Source organism: Neptunicella marina (assembly GCF_014270035.1).
Lineage (GTDB): Bacteria > Pseudomonadota > Gammaproteobacteria > Enterobacterales > Alteromonadaceae > Neptunicella > Neptunicella marina.
Map to the genome: position 1 here is coordinate 14269 of NZ_JACNEP010000002.1, position 19117 is coordinate 33385.

Sequence of the window (19117 nt, forward strand, 5' to 3'; positions counted from 1 at the left end):
CCACCATGGGCAGCGCGTTTCAATTAATTACCCGATAAAAACTTTTGATACCAAAGGCTGATATCTGCAAAAGAAATCAAACCATCGCCATCAAAATCAGCCGCTGGATTGAAACTCGCAGAACCTTCAGTTGCACCAAGGATCATGGCAATTGCCATGTAGTCATTCATATCAACATTGCCATCACCGTTAACATCTGCTGATTTTTCAGAGCTTTTCAGATTCAGTGAAATAACTACCGGATCATGGTCTGAAATACGGTAAGCATCGGCGGCATAGAAGTCGTTAATTTGCGCTTCGGTTTTATCTTCCATGTTGTAATCAAGCTTCGTTGGCTCATCGGCATTAATGTGCCATTCAACCGCATCAACCACTTGAGGCAACAATTTACTGTTAGCTAAACCGTGATCTAAGTAACCAAACTCACCACCATAGGTATATGAATAGGCTTCATTGCCGTTGAAGTGATGCATCAGATTGGTGTATCCGGCCTGCTCGATTTGGCGAATTGGGTCCTCTTTTGCATTAGAGTTCAAATCACCGATGATCAAAGCTGCGGTATCAGGGAATTCCTGCGCAATAAAGGTAGTTAAAGCTTGTGCCGCTCGTGTACGAGTTAAGTTACAGCTACCCTGACCATTCGTTGAGTCATCGCCTGCACCACAACCGCTGCCTTTAGATTTCAAATGGTTAACGCTAACCACCAGTTTTTCACCATTTTCATTCAGGCTAAATTGTTGGTTAAGAGACGGACGGTTACGATATTCAACTTCAAACAATGGACCATTAGCATCCTGAATCGAGTTTGACTCGTCCAATATTTTGACCGCACCGACTGGCGTCACCACAGCAGGTTTATACAGCATTGCGGTTGCAATAACATCGCTACCAAATTTACCTGCATCAATATAGGCGTAAGTGCCTGCACCTAACTCGGCATTCAGGCGTTCTGTTAATTGTGCGATGGTGCTGAATTGACCTTGATCTGCATCGTTCTCAATTTCCATTAAGCCAACAATATCTGCATTAATGGCTGAAATTGCAGCAACGGTTTTTGTAATCTGACGTTCAAATTCAACGTTAGTATCCGCACCGCGTGACGTAGGGAAACCGCCGCCTTGTCCATCACCATTAAACAGGTTCAGCACGTTTAGGCTCGCTACCTTTACATTACCTGGCATAATTTCCGGCTCAGGTGTGCGTGGATTGGTATTTAAGAAAGTCACATCAGAGGTTGGGTAAATACGGAACTTACTGAATGCGTAATCAAAAATACCATTCACAGAAGCAACTGAATCGCCAGTACGAACGGTATTGCTTGCAGATAATCCACCTGTTGGCCAAATGATATCCGCCGGGTTACGACCACTCATATTGTCATCAAGTGTGACTTTATTGAGTTGGTTGGTTGCCGCCAGGGCAATCGCTTCAGCAGAGCCGGGCAAATAAAGATTGGTTGGTGTGAAAATACGGCCATTCGATAGCGTCAAATCACCATATGTACCCAGATCGTAGCTATCGGTTACCATTAAATCCTGAATGGTAGTAACGTACATACCTTCAAGCGCTTCACGAGCTTGCTCAGAAGCAAAGGGTAAACTAATCTGCGTTGCTGCAATGGTGCCAGTACCACAATCAGTGATAACAGCATCTTCATTGATTTCGGTTTTTTCGTAATATTCTACAACTTCACCTTTAACACGAACAATTGATCCAGCAACCGGCAAACTAGCTGCATTGGAATAGACCAATACACCTTCTGATGTTAACGGATTGCCATCTTCATCTGATGCTTCTTCCTGTACATAATAACCTTTGCTTTGTGGGAAGCTTGCGGTAACTACCCCTTCGATAACCACAGTTTGATTTACTAATGGCGATTCAAAACCGTCACCTTGAACGGCACTGATTAAAGTGGCAGGGTCAAAACACGCACCTAACTCGGCAACAGGAGGATCGGTTGGGTCGGTAGGCTCAGAGCTGCCCGAACCAAAGGTTTGCTCAGCATTAATCAACCCATAACTTTTTGCTGCGTTTGCAACCCACGAGAAATCTGCAGATTTGTATCCGTTGCCGGTTAACTGCATTGACTGGCCTATTTGAGTAGCGCCACTTTCTGATACACCAATATCTGTAGACGTCATACCTTGCGCAGGTCCGTTTGCAGCAGTTAACACCCCTTCATAGCTGAGGAATTCAATAACGGAACCGTCGATATCAACCAGCGCTACGCCATCTTTACTGCCATTTTGTAAACCGTTACCAGGATAAATAAATGCAACTGCACCAAATCCATTACCTTCATCAGGAATAACTCCCGAAAGCGCTAATGTATTATAAGTAGAATTGTTGCTACCGTTGTATAGTACCAACGACATGCCCGCCAAATCGGTACCTGCAACACCAGCAATTTCAATTGCCTCATCTACATCAGTACTGTCATTGTCATAATGAATTTCATTAATAAAGGGTTTTGCTGCAACAAAGGTCTGATCGCTATTAATGCTGCCAAATGTGCTGTTTTTTGCTTCAGCCCACGTGAAATCACTCGACAACGCGCCTGTACCAACTAACTGAAGTGAATAACCCACAGGGGTGCTTCCCGGCTCTGAGACACCGATATCGGTGCTAGTCATGCCATCGGCAGGGCCGCCAACAGCAACCATCTCACCTTCATAGCTAATAAAGCTAATGACTGTGTCACCTTTTACCAATGCCAGTCCGTCAGGACTACCATTTTGGATACCTGCCACATCAAAACTCGCGGTACCGAATCCATTTAATTGGTCAGTCAGAACACCAGATAAGGCAACCGTTTTATAAGACGCCCCACCATTACCGTTGTAGAAAACAATAGAGTATTCAGCTAAATCAGTTCCTGCGGGACCTGCGACTTCAACTGCTTCACCGGCATCTGTACTGCTGTTGTCGTAATGCAATTCGTTGATGAAAACACGAGAACCTGTGCCGGAGTCTGGTGTTTGACCAGTATCTCCACCTGTATTACCCCCGGTGTCTCCGCCCGTATCGCCACCTGTATCACCGCCAGTGCTGTCATCGATGTCCGGACAATCCGTTGCAGTAAATAATTTACTTACCCACTCCGGGTGATCAATAAAGGGGTTACGGTTCCCTTGTAATTCATAAATACGGTTATTACGCGTTTGCTCGAAACTGTCTACCGGATCGGCATTGTTCCATTCAATCAAACGACATAGACGGCCTAATTCTGGCGCCGTGCTGCCTTTGGTAGAGTATTCAACCAGATTCAAATCAGGTGTTACATCAAACCCTTCATAACGCACATCCATGTACATCAGCATACGCGCAACGTCACCTTTCACCGCATCACGTGGCTCGAAGGAATTAGTATCTTTGAAATTTTCAGGCGCTTCGGTTACTGGATTGGCACTTTTATCAAAATCCAGGTTACTGCGCTCACCGTTGATTGAAACATCTGACGGACGTAAGTGATGGATATCGGTGTAAGCTTCATTGGCTTGTGAACTAAAACCATGACTTTTAGCCCAAACGTGTTCACGATTCCAACGATTTTCATCGTCAGATGCATTGCTACCTGTCGCATTCGACATCTTGGCGGCTGATACACCTTTATAAATCAGAATGAGATTATCTGAGTTGTTAGGATCTTCATCGGTATAAGTCAGTGCTGACCAAACTTCATTATATGTCAGTACTTTTTCATGTTTTATCGCATCACTGAGGGCTAATTTGATTTCAGCCTTAGAGTGTTCTGCATTAATTTCGCTGTACACATTAGCGTAGTAGCTGGCGTCATCAAACTGGCTACTGTCTTTTATTTTAGTCAGCTCATCACAATTAACACACACTGACGCCGGGACAGTATCCGAATTATCGCTTCCGCCTGTCTCACCACCGGTATCACCGCCAGTGTCTCCACCCGTTGCATCTGTTGCAAAACTATTTAAAGGAAAAGGGGTGGTTGCACTACTGTTTTTGCTTTCACCATCATTGACATTGATGCCGCTGAAAGTCCAGTCACTTAAAGTAAATAACGCACCAGAGGCATCGGTGTTCGCTTTACGATAAGCCCAACCATCAAGATATTCCCAATCTTTACCTGAGCCATCAACACCAACCTGACCATAAACATCAACAACCTGATTGTTACAGTAAAGTTCGATCGCATCATCACCATTTATATTGGCAACACTACTGCTGTAATCTGCCGCTTGATCAAAATAAGCCTGGAATTCATCAGCACCATAAACAATGTGGATATACTGACCGGCAGCCGCTGGTACAGCATCAAACACCAGTTTAGGACTTCCATTGGAAACAGCACCATTGTTTGAGTTGCTAACGCCACACTGACTCAAATCGGTGATATTATTTTTAACGTAAACTTCAATAACTTTGGGTTTACCGCCCGAAAGCGGGCCATCGAATACGCCACTGATAAGCATATCTGCAGCCTGTGACACAGGCGCACAAATAAGCCCAAGTAGCAACGGATACTTGAGTTTCATCTTCTCTCCTAACGTGTAATTTTATTGGGGTACGCCATTTTTTATGGCTTCTTATTGTCGTTTCTTCCGAGTTACAGAATAAAAGCGAAATATGACTCTAGGATGACAAGTCAGCTCACTATTTAAACTATTAATCGGCTGTTTTTATTTTGCACTGAATACTATCAAAAAACAGATGGAAAACAGTAAAATTAGTGACCAATTTTCAGGTATGAAAAATGTGAACAAATAAAACAATTGCCACTCGATTCAGTAATCTGATTGACAAAGGTGACACGCAAGCTGCACCATAAATAGCAACTGACCAAGAAATACAACAAAAAGACAGGTATCCCACATGGAGATGACACAAGAAGACGTGCAGCACTTAATGAGCGATAGTGCACAAAACGCCATAGAAACCACCCGGGAAGAATTCAATATTGAGCTGGATAACAGCGTGGAAAGTGTGGGCTTAGTTGATGATATTATTTTGAGCTGGGTAGCAAAGTACCGGGATCAGGTGTTGGAAGATCAAGCCGTTTTTACGCTATGTAATATTTATGGCGCTTATGTAGGGGAAATTTTCCGCCAAACTTTGGGTGGCCAGTGGCATTATGATAATTCCAACCCGGATGCACCTTATATCGTACTGGAATACGCCGGGCACTCCTATGCGTTTGCAGGAATCTGTTATCAGCGCTTAGTCAATGACAGCAATGTTAGCGTTAAAAACTATTTTGAAGCGGCTGTATCTAATAATACTCAATAATCTCATTCAGATTGGCTTTGCGGATTGGGAAGTCGCCAGTCCGCAAAAAGCCCTTTCAAATAACGGCTGTTAAGCAGATACAATACCCACAGTAAATCTCCCACCAAAACCAACGCCAATAGCCAACTAAATGCCCACTGCACACCTAGTGCCTGTTGAAGATGTATAAACAGATCAGCTATCAAACTTATAATAAGAAGAGGCTTACAACAATTGAAGGGCCAGTATAGGTTGTTTTTCCACAGCTTTTGGCGATAGCTAATAATGACCAAACTCAGCAATGGCGGGATACCTAACATTAGTCCCAGGTAGAAGTCACTTTTAAGTGGATACAGTAGTTTTAAAATATCGTTACCACTTTGGCGAGTTGCCAGCGCAATAACCAACACCAGGAAAGCACGTAATAAAAACAAATGACATATAATCAAAGCTTTGGGCGGTATTAGCCGCCCTTGCTCATCATAACACTCGAGCGGAAAAAGCAGTTTCACAAGCGCTTAGGCGAGATTATGTTCAGCAAATAATGCCAGTAACTGTTGCTCATCAAGAACCTGAACACCTAACTCCTGAGCTTTACTCAGCTTGGAACCCGCTTTTTCGCCAGCCGCTAAAGCATGGGTTTTCGCCGATACACTGCCTGCGACTTTAGCTCCCAGCTCCTGTAATTTCGCTTTCGCTTCGCTACGTCCCATCACGCTAAACGTGCCGGTAATCACCCAGGTCTGGCCGTCGAGAGGTAATGACTCTGCATCGCGTTTTTCAAGGGCAGGCCAATTAACGCCTGCATCTATCAGTCCGTTAATCACGTCCAGATTATGTTGCTCGGCAAAAAACGCTAATACATGTTTTGCGACCACTTCACCTACATCCGCTACTTCCTGTAACTGCTCCAATGACGCCTGCTGAATGGCTTCCAGAGTCAAAAAGTGGTTCGCCAAATTAGCCGCCGTCGCCTCACCCACTTCACGAATGCCCAGTGAATAAATAAAACGCGGCAAGGTCGTAGTTTTGGCTTTTTCCAACGCGTTAATTAAATTAACCGCAGATTTTTCACCCATGCGTTCCATAGACGCCAGCGCCGCCAGTTCAAGTGAGAAAAAATCAGCTGGAGTTTGTACTTTACCGGCATCAACCAGTTGTTCGATTAACTTGTCACCTAAGCCGTCAACGTCCATGGCTTTGCGTGAGGCAAAGTGTTTCATTGCTTCTTTACGCTGCGCGCCACAAAAAAGACCACCGCTGCAGCGTGCCACGGCTTCGGTTTCAATTTTTTCTACCGCAGAGCCACAAACCGGGCATTCGCCTGGAAACACAATATCTTTTGCATCAACTGGGCGACGCTCGGCCACCACCGCCACTACCTGCGGGATCACATCCCCTGCACGGCGAATGGTCACTGTATCACCTATTTTGATGCCTAAGCGTTCAATTTCATCCTGATTATGTAAAGTGGCATTTGAAACCGTCACTCCACCAACAAACACCGGCTCTAAACGCGCTACAGGTGTAATGGCGCCAGTTCTACCTACCTGAAATTCAACGTCCAACAGGCGGGTAAGTTCTTCCTGCGCCGGGAATTTATGCGCAATCGCCCAACGGGGTGCGCGTGCCACAAAACCTAAACGTTCTTGCAGGCGAATATCATCGACTTTAAACACCACCCCATCGATTTCATATTCCAGTTCAGAGCGGGTGTCCAGAATGTGCTGATAATAATCGATACATTCTTTGCCACCATGCGCAACGCCAACCGCTTTACTCAGTGGTAATCCCCAGTCTTTTAACTGCTGTAACCGACCAGAATGACTCGGTGCCAATTCAATATTATCGCCCTCCACTAACCCTAACGAATAAGCATAAAACATAAGTGGACGCGAGGCTGTAATGCGCGAATCAAGCTGACGTAAACTGCCAGCTGCCGCGTTACGCGGGTTAACAAAAACTTTTTTACCCTGCTCGGCCTGGCTTTTATTCATTTTTTCAAAGCCAGCCAATGGCATAAAGACTTCGCCACGTACTTCCAGACGCGTTGGGAAATTTTCACCACGTAGGGTCAGAGGCACATTTTTAATGGTTTTAACGTTTTGCGTAATGTTCTCACCGCTATAACCATCACCACGCGTTGCCGCTCTGACCAATTTGCCGTTTTCATACAGAATCGACACAGCCAGACCATCCAGCTTCGGCTCACAGCTAAAATCAAGTTTTTGGGTATTGCCTAATCTGTCATTGATGCGTTTTACAAAAGCATGAAACTCCTGCTCATCGAACGCGTTATCCAGCGACAACATGGGCACTTCATGAGTGACCTCATCAAATGCATCTAACGCTTTACCACCCACTTTTTGCGTTGGAGAATCGGCTGTCAGTAAATCAGGATGAGCCTGCTCAATCGACTTTAACTCATTGATTAACCTGTCGTATTCGGCATCAGGAATAGTTGGATTGTCATCCACGTAATACGCGTAATTATGTTGATTAATTTCATTTCGCAGCTGTTCGGCGCGTTGACTGGCTGACATAGTCATTGAGATTTACCTGAATAAAAGCAATACGCCCTGCAGTGCAGGGCGAGATGTAATGGACTTAACAAAGATGGATTATGACGATTTGCGCAACATGCGGCGGCGTTCAGATTCACGGATCTTTTCCATGTATTGTTGCAAACCTTGCTTGGTCAGGACTGAACGACGGCCATCAAGAATTTGCCCACCAAATTCGTCTGATATTTTACGTGCTGCATTATGCATCATATTAAATACCTGACGCGGATCACCTTCAATCGGCAATACCATAAATAACGATACGCCCTGGGTGGTGAAGTTTTCCATATTGTCGATATCAAATACGCCGGGACGGAACATATTGGCCATACTAAATAAAATAGGGCCTTTACCGTTACTGTTAACATGGCGATGGAAGATATCCTGATCACCAAACTTAAAACCAAGTGTAAGTAACAGTGGCAACAGTGCAGAACCCGGAATTTTTTGCCCTTCAGCTACTTTCACATTCAGAATCAATACTTCCTGTTCTTCTGCAGGTGCGGGCTGATTGGCCTCACCTTCGGTTTGTGGGCTTTCCTCGTCTTCAAAATCAATACGCAGCTGATCTTCAGCTAATTTGGGATCTTTACGGCGCCCGCGTTTAAGCGGCTTTTCTGCTTTAGCCACTTTAGGTTGTTCATCAACCTCGCCAAAACTGGGTTCGCGACGCCCTTGTGTATCTGTTGTGTCATCCAAAAACTGACTTTGCTGGATCACAGGTTCGACTTTTTGTGCAGGCTCTGACATATCGGATGAAGGTTTTAGCAAAGACGCTGGCGGTTCCGGATATTCCCCCTTATCGACACTCTGAAATGGCTCTTTTGAAGTATCTACAATAGGTTTTACATTAATTTGCTGTTCAGATGCGTCGATCTGACTAAAACGTTCGGGATTTACTTGTGGCTCAGGATTTTCCCGGACAGATTGAGATTGCTCTGATATCGGCATCTCATCAGCCGGCTCTTCAACATCAGGCTCAACCAACTCTTTCGGCACCACACGCACCTGACCAATGCCATCACTGTCGTATCCCTGATTGGCACGGCTGGGGGTGTTTTCATCGTCCAGTTGTTCGGGGTTATCACTGGCTTTTTTAACCGAGCCCCAATCAGCCGATTTATTCGAATTTTTACGGATGGTCCATAAGCCATGCACCAGTATCCCGGCAATGGCAAATCCCCCTAAAATAATTAACGCGAGCTGCAAATCCATTAATTTATCTTTTTATGCTTCAGCAAGAGCGACAGCTTCTTCTACATCAACGGCCACCATGCGTGATACGCCCGGCTCTGCCATTGTGACACCTGTTAGGTGGGTTGCCATCTCCATCGCTATTTTGTTATGAGTAATATAAATAAACTGTACGCTTTTCGACATTTCCGACACCAGTTTACAGAATCGCATTACGTTTGCATCATCCAAAGGTGCATCAACTTCGTCCAACATACAAAAAGGCGCCGGATTTAACCGGAAAATCGCAAAGACCAATGATAAAGCGGTCAGCGCTTTTTCTCCACCAGAAAGAAGATGAATTGTGCTATTTTTCTTGCCCGGTGGTTGCGCCATAATGGTCACACCGGTTTCCAGCAAGTCATCTTCGGTTAATTCAAGTGATGCGGCACCACCGCCAAACACTTTGGGAAACAGCATTTGCAAGTCTTCATTTACCTGCGTGAAGGTGTGCTTAAAGCGGCTGCGAGTTTCGCGATCTATTTTACGAATGGCGTCTTCCAGTGTTTCCATGGCACTGGTTAAATCTTCATGCTGGGTATCAAGATGGCGTTTGCGCTCTGATTGAATCTCAAATTCTTCCACCGCGGCTAAGTTTACAGCACCCAAACGGCTCACCGACTGCTGAACTTTATCTAAATCTTTTTGCCACTGACCTTCTTCGGCTTCGGCCGGTAAATCTTCCAGCAGCTGTTTTAGTCCCATATCAATTTCAGGTAGTTGTTCTAACACTGCGTTAGCACGAACACGATGACCTTCACTTTCCACGCGTAAGCTTTCTTGCTGCGAACGCAACTGGCTAATTTGCTCATTAATTGCCTGCTGACCTTTTTGACTATCGGCCAGAACCGCTTCCACTTCCGATAATTGCTGCGCGACTTCAATACGCTGGCTTTCAAGCCCGGCACGCTGTTCCAGCCAGATTTGCATTTGCTCTGCCTGTTCTTCCATTGGCAAATGCAGTTCCTGCTGTTCACTTTGCAATTGCTGGTGACGTTCACTTAACTGCATTACCAGTTTTTGCGCGCGTTGCATTCCTTCACGACGAGATTGCAATTGGCTGTTCACGGTTTGCCAGTTGAGCGCATGTTGATGTTGTTGCTGTTTGATTTGTTCAGCTTGTTGTTTGGCCAGTGTCAGGTTGTTTTCTGCCAACTCTTTTTGTTGCTCAAGTTCAGGTAATTGCATAGCCAGCTCTTCGGCTTGCATCGCAATTTCCTGCAACTGTTCAGACATGTCTTCCTGCTGCAATTGTTCCTGTTCAAGCTGCTCGTTGGTAAGCTCAATATCCTGATGTAACTTATCCAGCCTTTGCTGACTTTGTTGCTGTTGCTGACGTGCAACCTGCAATTCGGAACGTTTTTCAGTTAACTGGCTGTATGCCTGTTGCTGCGCATTTTGCTGTTGCTGACGCTGGCTTTGATTTTGTTGTTGCAGCTGCTCGTTTTGCGCTAACTGCTCATTGAGCTGCTCGATATCGCCATGCAATTTTGGCAAGGTATTTTCGAGTTCTTCAATTTTTGCAGCACGCTCTAACACGCCACTTTGATTATTTTTACTACCAAATAATGCCCAGTCCTGACCTCGCCAATAACCATTCTGGGTGATCACTGATTGTCCGGGCTGCAACACTTGCTGTTCTGCCTGCTCAATATCTGGAGCAAGCAGAATTTGAGTTAACAAGTTTGGCAGTTTGTCACTGGTGACCTTGGATGCCAGCGTATTGGCTGGTTTATCGGTTGTCATGCTGTGTTCAAACAGTAACTGGCTACCGGGGTTAGTGGGTAATCGCAAATACTCAGCTACTACCGGGCTGGCAATAACATGTTGCAAGGCTGTTTCCAGTGCGCTTTGCCATTGTGGTTCTACCTGCAATATTTCCCATAAAGGCCTGGATGCAAGTTGCTGTTGCTCCAGCCACTGATTAAAACTGTTATCCTGCGATGCAGCCTGCAAGGTTTTAAGTGATCGCAGTTCTGCGTTAAGTTCAGCCAACTGCGATTTTTGCTCATTTAACTGATTATTTAATTCGCGCTGTTGTTCGCCTAATTGCTGATGCTGCGCTTGTAATGCTTCACTGGCATGTTGCATCTCATTGTATTTGGCTTCTGCCTGCTCAACCGCCTCTTCCAGTTCAATGAAATGTTCATCACTATCAACCTGTTGCAGTAATTGCTGCTCTTGTTGCAATTCCATAAGACGCTGCGAGGTACGCTGCTGCATGGCGTTGAGTGAACTAAGCTGAGTTTCCAGTAGTTGTTTGCGTTGCTCACACTGCTGTTGCTGTTGCTGAGACTGACGCCAGTTAGCTTGTTTATCATCAAACTGCTGCTGTTTGCTTTCCAGTTCAGTTTCCAGTTGCTCCAGCTGCATTTCCAGCATTTCCGTTTGCGGCTCGAGCGATTCAGCCTGCATTTCCAGCTCTTCAAGCTGCGCTTCATCGGCTTGCTGATGGGCCTGTTGTTCACCAATATCAAAGGCTAACTTATCGATTTCCTGGCTAATTTGTTGGCGGCGCATTTTTTGATGCAGCTGATTTTGCTCAAGCCGGGTAATTTCGTTACTTAACTTAAATAACTGCTGCTGGATATCATCCTGCTGTTGTTTGAAATCAGCTTGTTGCTGCTGATATTCCAGCATGCCTTTTTCACTACCACGCTGCTTGGCCACAAAAGCCTGCAACTGGTTTTCCAGCTCTTCAATGCGTGTTTCAAGCCCTTCACACAAATCACTGTATTTAACCCAACGTATGGCGGCCAGTTGACCTTTCAGTGTGCGCTCTTGTGCTTTAAGTTCTTTATACCGCCTGGCAGCTGCGGCCTGGCGTTGCAGTTTATCGATTTGCTGACCCAGCTCATCCCGCACATCGGTGAGGCGTTCTAAATTATCTTTGGTGTGACGAATACGATTTTCGGTATCGCGGCGACGTTCTTTATATTTAGAAATACCGGCCGCTTCTTCGATAAAAATACGTAAATCCTGTGGCTTGGATTCGATTAAGCGGGAAATCATGCCCTGCTCGATAATGGCATAACTACGCGGACCCAACCCGGTGCCTAAAAACAGATCAGTTACATCACGGCGACGGCATTTATTGCCATTTAAATAATAGGTTGAAATGGCTTCGCGGGTGACAACACGTTTTATCGATAACTCATTGTATTGGGCATATTCACCCTCTATGCGATCACCTGCGTTCTCAAAAACCAGTTCCACACTAGATTGCGAAACAGGTTTACGCGCTGTCGAGCCGTTAAAAATAACGTCTGTCATGGCATCGCCACGCAGATTCTTTGCAGAGGACTCACCTAATACCCAACGCACCGCATCGATAACATTCGACTTGCCGCAGCCATTAGGGCCGACGATGGCAGTCATGTCATCCGGGAACGGAATGTTGGTGGGGTCGACAAAGGATTTAAAACCAGCCAACCGGATTTTTTTCAGGCGCATCTATTATTATTTTTAAGGCTTTAAAAAAGCTATGCCACATGTTTGTGACAAATAATGGGTTAATTGATGAAATGTATCAGAAGTCGTTATTTGTAACAATTGGTCAGTTGAGGCGAAACGCGCACTCATTATACTTAGCTTAATTTCTTATAAGATCATAAGGTTACTATGCAACCGACTCGACAACCCAATATCCCGCGCAGTGGTATCAGTTATTTTTTTCAGGGATTTGAGCTTATTCAGGTAAAAGGTTTAAAACGTTTTGTACTGGTTCCCCTGCTGGTTAATCTGATTTTATTTATCAGTGCATTTTACTATTTGTTTGGTGAAATCAAACGTTTGATGGACTGGATGACTGCCAGTATCCCCGATTGGCTTAGCTGGTTGTCCTATATCGCCTGGCCCGTATTATTAATTGCGGTATTAGTCTTATTTAGTTTCATTTTTACTACATTGGCCAATTGGCTGGCAGCCCCGTTTAATGGTTTACTGGCTGAGAAAGTAGAACGCCATTTGTCCGGTCAGGTAATGGGGAGTGACGGCCTAACTGCCATTATTAAAGATATCCCCAGAACACTGGCCCGCGAATGGCGTAAACTGGTTTATTACCTGCCAAGGGCGGTTGGTTTTCTGATTTTATTCTGGCTTTTACCGGTCGTTGGGCAAATTATCTGGTTTTTGTTTTGTAGCTGGATGATGGCAATACAGTATTGCGATTATGCCTTTGATAATCACAAAGTAGGTTTTAATCAAATGCGGGATGTTATTGGCCGTGACAAATCGAGTGCTTTTGGTTTTGGTGCTGTAACCTGTTTATTTGGCATGATCCCAATCGTTAATTTTATTGTCATGCCCGTGGCAATATGCGGTGCCACCGCCATGTGGGTTGACCGATATAAAGCACATTTTAAGTAACCAAAAACGTTAAGGAAACAAACATGCAACCCAACCACAGTAAATTACTGGACGCCAAAGAAAAAGATTTAGGTGAAATGACGGTAAGGCGAACCATTCCGGCTGTGGGTTGCAAAGCCATTGGTCCCTGGGTGTTTTTTGATCATATGGGTCCAGTCACTTTTAACGCAGGCAATGGTGTTAATGTGCGCCCTCATCCTCACATTAACCTCGCGACCGTAACCTATTTATTTGAAGGTGAAATTCTGCATCGCGATTCACTGGGCTCTTACCAACCCATTACACCAGGCGCGATAAATTTAATGGTGGCTGGCAAGGGCATTGTTCACTCTGAACGTGAGCGTGACGAAGTGAAAAACCAGCAACATTCATTACATGGACTACAACTTTGGATGGCATTACCTGAAGAAGACGAGCAAATGGAACCGCAATTTCACCATATCGATGCCGCTTCTATTCCACAATTTAACCATGAAGGAACTGACGTTAGACTGTTAATGGGCCACGCCTACAGCCAGCAATCACCAGTCAAAACATTCTCCCCAACGCTGTTTATGCAACTGGATATCCCACAGGGTAAAAGCCTGACCTTGCCATCGAATCAACAAACAGGAATTTATCTGATCAACGGCGACGTATTAATAAATCAACAACCCCTTGCCCAACACCAAATGTATGTTAGCGAAGAACAACAAATAGCCATACAGGCAGAAACACATTGCACAGTAATAGTGATAGGTGGCGATAATCTTGGAAAACGCTACCTTGACTGGAACTTTGTCTCAAGTAATCCCCAACGAATTGAGCAAGCCAGAAACAAGTGGAAAAATGGGGGCTTCCCTATTATTGAAGATGACAATGACGAATTTATCCCATTACCAGAATAAAAGCTGGCTACTATTTTAGTGCCCAGGGCATACCTGTGGACATGGCAGGTAACAGACTAAATTATATTAAATTCTGAGTTAGGCTAGAGCGTGTTGATCTTTGCTGTATATTTTTGCAACGAGTTGCGCGGTATTTAAACCATGAAGCACGAATGTGGTGTAGTTGTTCTACATAAATGCGTGCTGAAGCAGTAGAAATGCCGCACAAACGTTGCCCGAAGGGTTCGTCCTAAACACTTTTCACTCTTTGTTGCTTATTTTTGACTTAATCCATTAGGCCTGCAAATAAGCGTCGCGATTAAAAAGTGTTTAGTTAGAACAAAATTCATACCGCAAAGATCAACACGCTCTAGTTTTTAGCAAGTTTTATTTACAAGCGGATAAATTATAAGCTAGTGTTTGAATTAACAGGGAATTGTTTATCGATAAGTCATACCGCATACAGGGAGTTTGCAATGGAGTTAACACTGGATGAGTATCGTCGTGATTTAAAAAAACGCCGTTTTATGGCACTACCTACGGCAGGTGCTATTGTATGGCTAGTGGTAGCACTGTCCAGTGTATTTGCCACTGACGTTGTCACTTCTCTAATAATGGTAACCGGAACCTGTACTCTGGTGTATTTCGCTTCTGCCATTGCCCATTTCACCGGCGAACGTTTCATCACACTGCATTCCCCTACCAATCCATTTGAACAGTTACTGGTATATTGTTTTACCGGTTCACTTTGTGCCTACGCGCTAATTATTCCACTTTACATGCAGGACATCAGCACCCTTCCTCTCACAGTGGGAGTGCTCGCCAGCCTGATTTGGTTACCCTACTCATGGATTATTGAACATTGGGTGGGTGTGGTTCATGTTGCAACCCGCATGTTACTTTTACCTCTGGCCTGGTATTTCTTTCCCGAATATCGTTTTACACTTATTCCTATGCTTATTTTTGCGTTATACGTATTTACCGCCATGGTGCTGGAACACAGATGGCGATATTTAGAATACTTTGCCTAATGCCTGAAAATAACCAAGTCCCATGCAAACGGTACAAATTTATATAATATTTTAAGAAGTGAATAATATTTTCCCGCCGCTGTCTCTGACATTTGACAAATCAGCCACTACAATATTTGCACCAATATCAAAAAACAAATGATTTAGTTTTTTTTGTTATTTTTCATAACCTTAAATTAAATTTAAAAGAAACCAGCCATCACCAGCCACAAAACTAAGCCGATTTTATTATATTTTTTGCTAAACATTTTATAACCTATATTAGGCTTAAAGGCGTAGTCTCATTAACAAAATAATTACATTTATGTCCAACCTATTGCCAGGAGCAGAGATGGATAAAGTACGCTTAGGATTAATTGGCGGCGGACCAGAGGCTTTTATTGGTCAGGTCCACCGATATGCGGCCTTTATGGATAATCAATACCAGTTGGTGTGCGGGGTTTTTAGCCGTGACCAACAAAAAAACCATGAAGCCGGTGAGCAACTGCTGGATAATTCCAGCCGGGCTTATTCATCTATTCATGAACTCATAGAGAAAGAATCGGCCCTCCCAGAAGCACAAAGAGTGGAAGTCATAGCAATTGTCACGCCGAATATAAGCCATTTTGAATTTGCCAGTGCCGCCATACAAGCCGGTATTCATGTATTTTGTGAAAAACCTGCCACTTTCACACTGGCGCAGTCAAGACAACTGCAACAACAACTTGAACAATCGCCAGTATTATTTGGTCTGGCCCATACCTACATTGGTTATCCTCTGGTTCAGGAAGCGCGTCAACGTGTGATCGCAGGTGAGCTGGGTGACATTAAAAAAGTCGTGGTGGAATACTCACAGGACTGGCTGGCGGCCAAACTGAATAATCAGGATAGCAAACAAGGTAGCTGGCGACTTGATCCAAACATGGCTGGTGTAAGTTGCTGTGTGGGTGATATCGGTGTACATGCCGCTAATTTGGCAGAATTTATTTGCGATATGCCAATCACCCGCATTTTAGCAGATTTAGCCTCGGTTGAAGATAACCGACAACTCGATGACGACGCCGCTATATTAGTCCGCTTTAAAAATAATGCACGAGGCGTATTAATTGCCAGCCAAATTAGTGTCGGTGAAGAAAACAATCTCAGTATTCGTGTATACGGCAGCAAGGCCGGTCTACATTGGCAACAGCAGCAACCTAACTCATTACGGATTATGCCAGGCGACCAACCGGCACAGGAAATTCGTACAGGCTTTGATTATTTAAGCGATGAAGCAAAACGTTTTACTCGCACACCAGCGGGACACCCGGAAGGTTATATAGAAGCCTTCGCCAATTTGTACAGTGCTTTTGCCGATGCGGTAAAACGAGCGCGAACACATTCAGTTAAACATTCAAACGCCAATGGTGTGCCAGGCATCACAGAAGCGCTGGCAGGAATGCAATTTATAGAATCGAGCGTAAAAAGCAGTCAGTCAGGTAACCAGTGGTTAGCACTCGACACATTCGACCCAGGGAGTAATAAATAATGAAAGGACCAGCGATCTTTCTGGCACAGTTTTTAGGTGATAGTGAACCATTTAACACACTGGACGGCATTCTTCAATGGGCGGCATCACTGGGTTACAAAGGTGTTCAAATCCCTACCTGGGACAAACGTGTATTTGATTTAAAACAAGCTTCCAGCAGTCAGGCTTATTGTGACGAATATAAACAAAAAGTCGCCTCTTATGGTCTGGAAATCACTGAACTGTCTACTCACTTGCAAGGCCAGCTCGTTGCGGTACATCCAGCTTACGATTTAATGTTTGACGCATTTGCCCCTGAAGAACTGAGAAACAACCCGCAGGCCCGCACCGACTGGGCAGTAGAACAACTGTATTTTGCGGCTAAGGCCAGTCAGAATCTCGGCTTAAAAAATCATGCGACTTTCTCTGGCGCCTTGTTGTGGCATACCTTTTATCCGTGGCCACAGCGTCCACCGGGCCTGGTTGATGCAGGGTTTAAAGAACTTGCTGCGCGCTGGAAACCGATCTTAGACGAATTTGATCGCTGCGACGTTAATGCCTGTTACGAATTGCACCCGGGCGAAGATTTGCACGATGGTGTCACCTTCGACCGTTTTCTGGCAGAGCTGGATAATCACCCACGTGCCAATATTCTGTTTGATCCAAGCCATATGGTGTTACAACAATTGGATTATCTGGGTTTTATCGATATTTATCACGACCGTATCAAAGCCTTCCATGTAAAAGACGCAGAATTTAAACCCGATCCGCGTTGTGGTGTTTATGGAGGCTACCAAAGCTGGATAGACAGACCTGGGCGATTCCGGTCATTAGGCGATGGTCAGATCGATTTCGGCGGCATTTTTAGTCGCTTAGCAAAATACAACTTCGATGGATGGGCGGTACTGGAATGGGAATGCTGCCTCAAACATCCTGAAGATGGTGCCCGTGAAGGTGCACCTTTTATCCAGCAACATATGATTCGAAAGGCTGAGAAAGCCTTTGATGACTTTGCTGCGGTGGATACAAACGAGCAGTTAAATAAACGTATTCTGGGTCTTTAATTTTATAATAACCATAACGGGGATTTCCCATGGACAATACCGCTAAACTTTTCCGCGCCAGTTGCCTGGCTTTAATTGTCACCGCAATGACATTTGCCATCCGGGCCGGCATTTTAACCCAGCTTAGTCAGCAGTTTACCCTCAACGATACTGAGCTTGGCCTGATTAACAGCATGGCTTTTCTTGGTTTTCCGGTTGCCATGATGGTACTGGGATTACTGTACAACCTGATTGGTGCCAAACGTATTTTAACAATGGCGTTTATTTGCCATCTGGCCGGATTATTACTGACCATTTATGCACAAGGTTTCTGGGGATTACTTATTTCCACTTTCCTGATTGGTTTTGCCAATGGCGCGGTAGAGGCAGCATGCAATCCTTTAATTGCCGATATGTACCCGGATCGCAAAACCACTATGCTGAATCGCTTCCATGTATGGTTCCCAGGCGGGATCGTTATTGGAGCCTTAGTCTCTGAATTTATGACAATGGCGGGCTTGAGCTGGCAATTACAAATTGCGGTAATGTTAATTCCTACCGTGATTTATGGTTATCTGGTATTTAGCGAAAGCTTCCCCCCTACACGCCATATTGAATCGTCAACCCGCGTAAATATCACCAGCCTGTTATCACCTTTATATTTATTTATGATTGTTTGCATGACGCTGACTGCGACCACCGAGTTAGGCACTCAACAATGGGTTGGACGAATTCTGGCTGAAAGTGGTGCGTCACCCATGATCATTCTGGCACTGGGCACCGGCTTGATGGCTGTCGGTCGTCAGTTTGCCGGACCGGTTGTTCACGCACTCAATCCAAGCGGTGTATTGTTAGTGTCGGCAATTGTTGCGTCAGTGGGCATTTACCTGCTAAGCATTGCTACAGGTCCGATGGTTTATCTGGCCACTATCGTATTTGCCTGTGGTGTAATGTATTTCTGGCCAACCATGATTGGTTTTATCGGCGAATATCAGCCTAAAACCGGTGCTTTGGGTATGTCGTTAATTGGCGGAGCAGGCATGTTTGCCACCGGCATCTGGAATCCGGTTATTGGCAGCTGGATTGACCAACATCGCGCAGAAGCAATTAACAGTGGACTAACTGGCAGTGCAGCGGAACTTGCAGCCGGCCAGTCAACCTTAAGTAATATGCTGCTGTTCCCACTGACATTAGTGGTGCTGTTTACTGTTTTATATATATTCAGACAGCGTTTTGCCCATTTCCGTGTATCTCATCAAACTGGCGCACAGTAGTGCGCCGTGGA

At 44.9% G+C, this 19117-nt stretch carries 12 protein-coding genes; 7 read left to right on the forward strand and 5 right to left on the reverse strand.

Annotated elements, in window-relative coordinates; genetic code table 11:
- Window positions 1-23: 23 nt before the first annotated feature.
- The gene (locus tag H8B19_RS02465) at window positions 24-4511 is read right to left on the reverse strand and encodes an ExeM/NucH family extracellular endonuclease (protein ID WP_186505204.1); all 4488 of its coding nucleotides are present in this window, start codon (window positions 4509-4511) and stop codon (window positions 24-26) included.
- Window positions 4512-4848: 337 nt separating this feature from the next.
- On the opposite strand from H8B19_RS02465, the gene H8B19_RS02470 reads away from it, so the two are divergent.
- Entirely contained in the window at window positions 4849-5262 is a 414-nt protein-coding gene (locus H8B19_RS02470) for a hypothetical protein (RefSeq protein ID WP_186505205.1), read from the forward strand.
- 2 nt (window positions 5263-5264) lie between these two features.
- Here H8B19_RS02470 and H8B19_RS02475 read toward each other — a convergent pair whose 3' ends face one another.
- The 4 genes from H8B19_RS02475 to smc all read right to left on the reverse strand — a co-directional run bounded on the left by H8B19_RS02475 (window position 5265) and on the right by smc (window position 12491).
- Entirely contained in the window at window positions 5265-5753 is a 489-nt protein-coding gene (locus H8B19_RS02475) for a DUF2919 family protein (RefSeq protein ID WP_186505206.1), read from the reverse strand.
- A gap of 6 nt (window positions 5754-5759) precedes the next feature.
- On the reverse strand, window positions 5760-7790 hold the full coding sequence (gene ligA / locus H8B19_RS02480; protein WP_422121141.1) for an NAD-dependent DNA ligase LigA: 2031 nt from the start codon (window positions 7788-7790) through the stop codon (window positions 5760-5762).
- 72 nt (window positions 7791-7862) lie between these two features.
- Window positions 7863-9020, reverse strand: coding sequence for a cell division protein ZipA (zipA, locus tag H8B19_RS02485; protein WP_186505207.1), 1158 nt, complete (start codon window positions 9018-9020; stop codon window positions 7863-7865).
- 12 nt (window positions 9021-9032) lie between these two features.
- The gene (gene smc, locus H8B19_RS02490) at window positions 9033-12491 is read right to left on the reverse strand and encodes a chromosome segregation protein SMC (protein ID WP_186505208.1); all 3459 of its coding nucleotides are present in this window, start codon (window positions 12489-12491) and stop codon (window positions 9033-9035) included.
- A gap of 207 nt (window positions 12492-12698) precedes the next feature.
- Here smc and cysZ point away from each other — a divergent pair, with 207 nt between their 5' ends.
- The 6 genes from cysZ to H8B19_RS02520 all read left to right on the forward strand — a co-directional run bounded on the left by cysZ (window position 12699) and on the right by H8B19_RS02520 (window position 19106).
- Window positions 12699-13406: a sulfate transporter CysZ gene (cysZ, locus tag H8B19_RS02495; RefSeq protein ID WP_186505586.1), complete on the forward strand. Its 708-nt coding sequence runs from the start codon at window positions 12699-12701 to the stop codon at window positions 13404-13406.
- A 23-nt stretch (window positions 13407-13429) separates the two neighbouring features.
- Window positions 13430-14293: a pirin family protein gene (locus H8B19_RS02500; protein WP_186505209.1), complete on the forward strand. Its 864-nt coding sequence runs from the start codon at window positions 13430-13432 to the stop codon at window positions 14291-14293.
- A 455-nt stretch (window positions 14294-14748) separates the two neighbouring features.
- Entirely contained in the window at window positions 14749-15303 is a 555-nt protein-coding gene (locus H8B19_RS02505; protein ID WP_186505210.1) for a DUF7010 family protein, read from the forward strand.
- Between the two features lie 331 nt (window positions 15304-15634).
- Complete coding sequence (locus H8B19_RS02510) at window positions 15635-16810, forward strand: Gfo/Idh/MocA family protein (protein WP_186505211.1); 1176 nt, start codon at window positions 15635-15637, stop codon at window positions 16808-16810.
- Window positions 16810-17853, forward strand: a complete 1044-nt coding sequence (locus tag H8B19_RS02515) for a sugar phosphate isomerase/epimerase family protein (protein WP_186505212.1) — start codon at window positions 16810-16812, stop codon at window positions 17851-17853. Before H8B19_RS02510 ends, H8B19_RS02515 begins: the two co-directional genes overlap by 1 nt.
- A gap of 29 nt (window positions 17854-17882) precedes the next feature.
- A complete protein-coding gene (locus H8B19_RS02520; RefSeq protein ID WP_186505213.1) occupies window positions 17883-19106 on the forward strand; it encodes an MFS transporter in 1224 nt (407 codons plus the stop codon).
- Window positions 19107-19117: the final 11 nt, after the last annotated feature.

Coding starts and splice junctions, on each gene's coding strand:
- H8B19_RS02465 (WP_186505204.1), bottom strand. CDS start 4,511: ATGAAACTCAAGTATCCGTTGCTACTTGGGCTTATTTGTGCGCCTGTG.
- H8B19_RS02470 (WP_186505205.1), top strand. CDS start 4,849: ATGGAGATGACACAAGAAGACGTGCAGCACTTAATGAGCGATAGTGCA.
- ligA (WP_422121141.1), bottom strand. CDS start 7,790: ATGACTATGTCAGCCAGTCAACGCGCCGAACAGCTGCGAAATGAAATT.
- zipA (WP_186505207.1), bottom strand. CDS start 9,020: ATGGATTTGCAGCTCGCGTTAATTATTTTAGGGGGATTTGCCATTGCC.
- smc (WP_186505208.1), bottom strand. CDS start 12,491: ATGCGCCTGAAAAAAATCCGGTTGGCTGGTTTTAAATCCTTTGTCGAC.
- H8B19_RS02500 (WP_186505209.1), top strand. CDS start 13,430: ATGCAACCCAACCACAGTAAATTACTGGACGCCAAAGAAAAAGATTTA.
- H8B19_RS02505 (WP_186505210.1), top strand. CDS start 14,749: ATGGAGTTAACACTGGATGAGTATCGTCGTGATTTAAAAAAACGCCGT.
- H8B19_RS02510 (WP_186505211.1), top strand. CDS start 15,635: ATGGATAAAGTACGCTTAGGATTAATTGGCGGCGGACCAGAGGCTTTT.
- H8B19_RS02515 (WP_186505212.1), top strand. CDS start 16,810: ATGAAAGGACCAGCGATCTTTCTGGCACAGTTTTTAGGTGATAGTGAA.
- H8B19_RS02520 (WP_186505213.1), top strand. CDS start 17,883: ATGGACAATACCGCTAAACTTTTCCGCGCCAGTTGCCTGGCTTTAATT.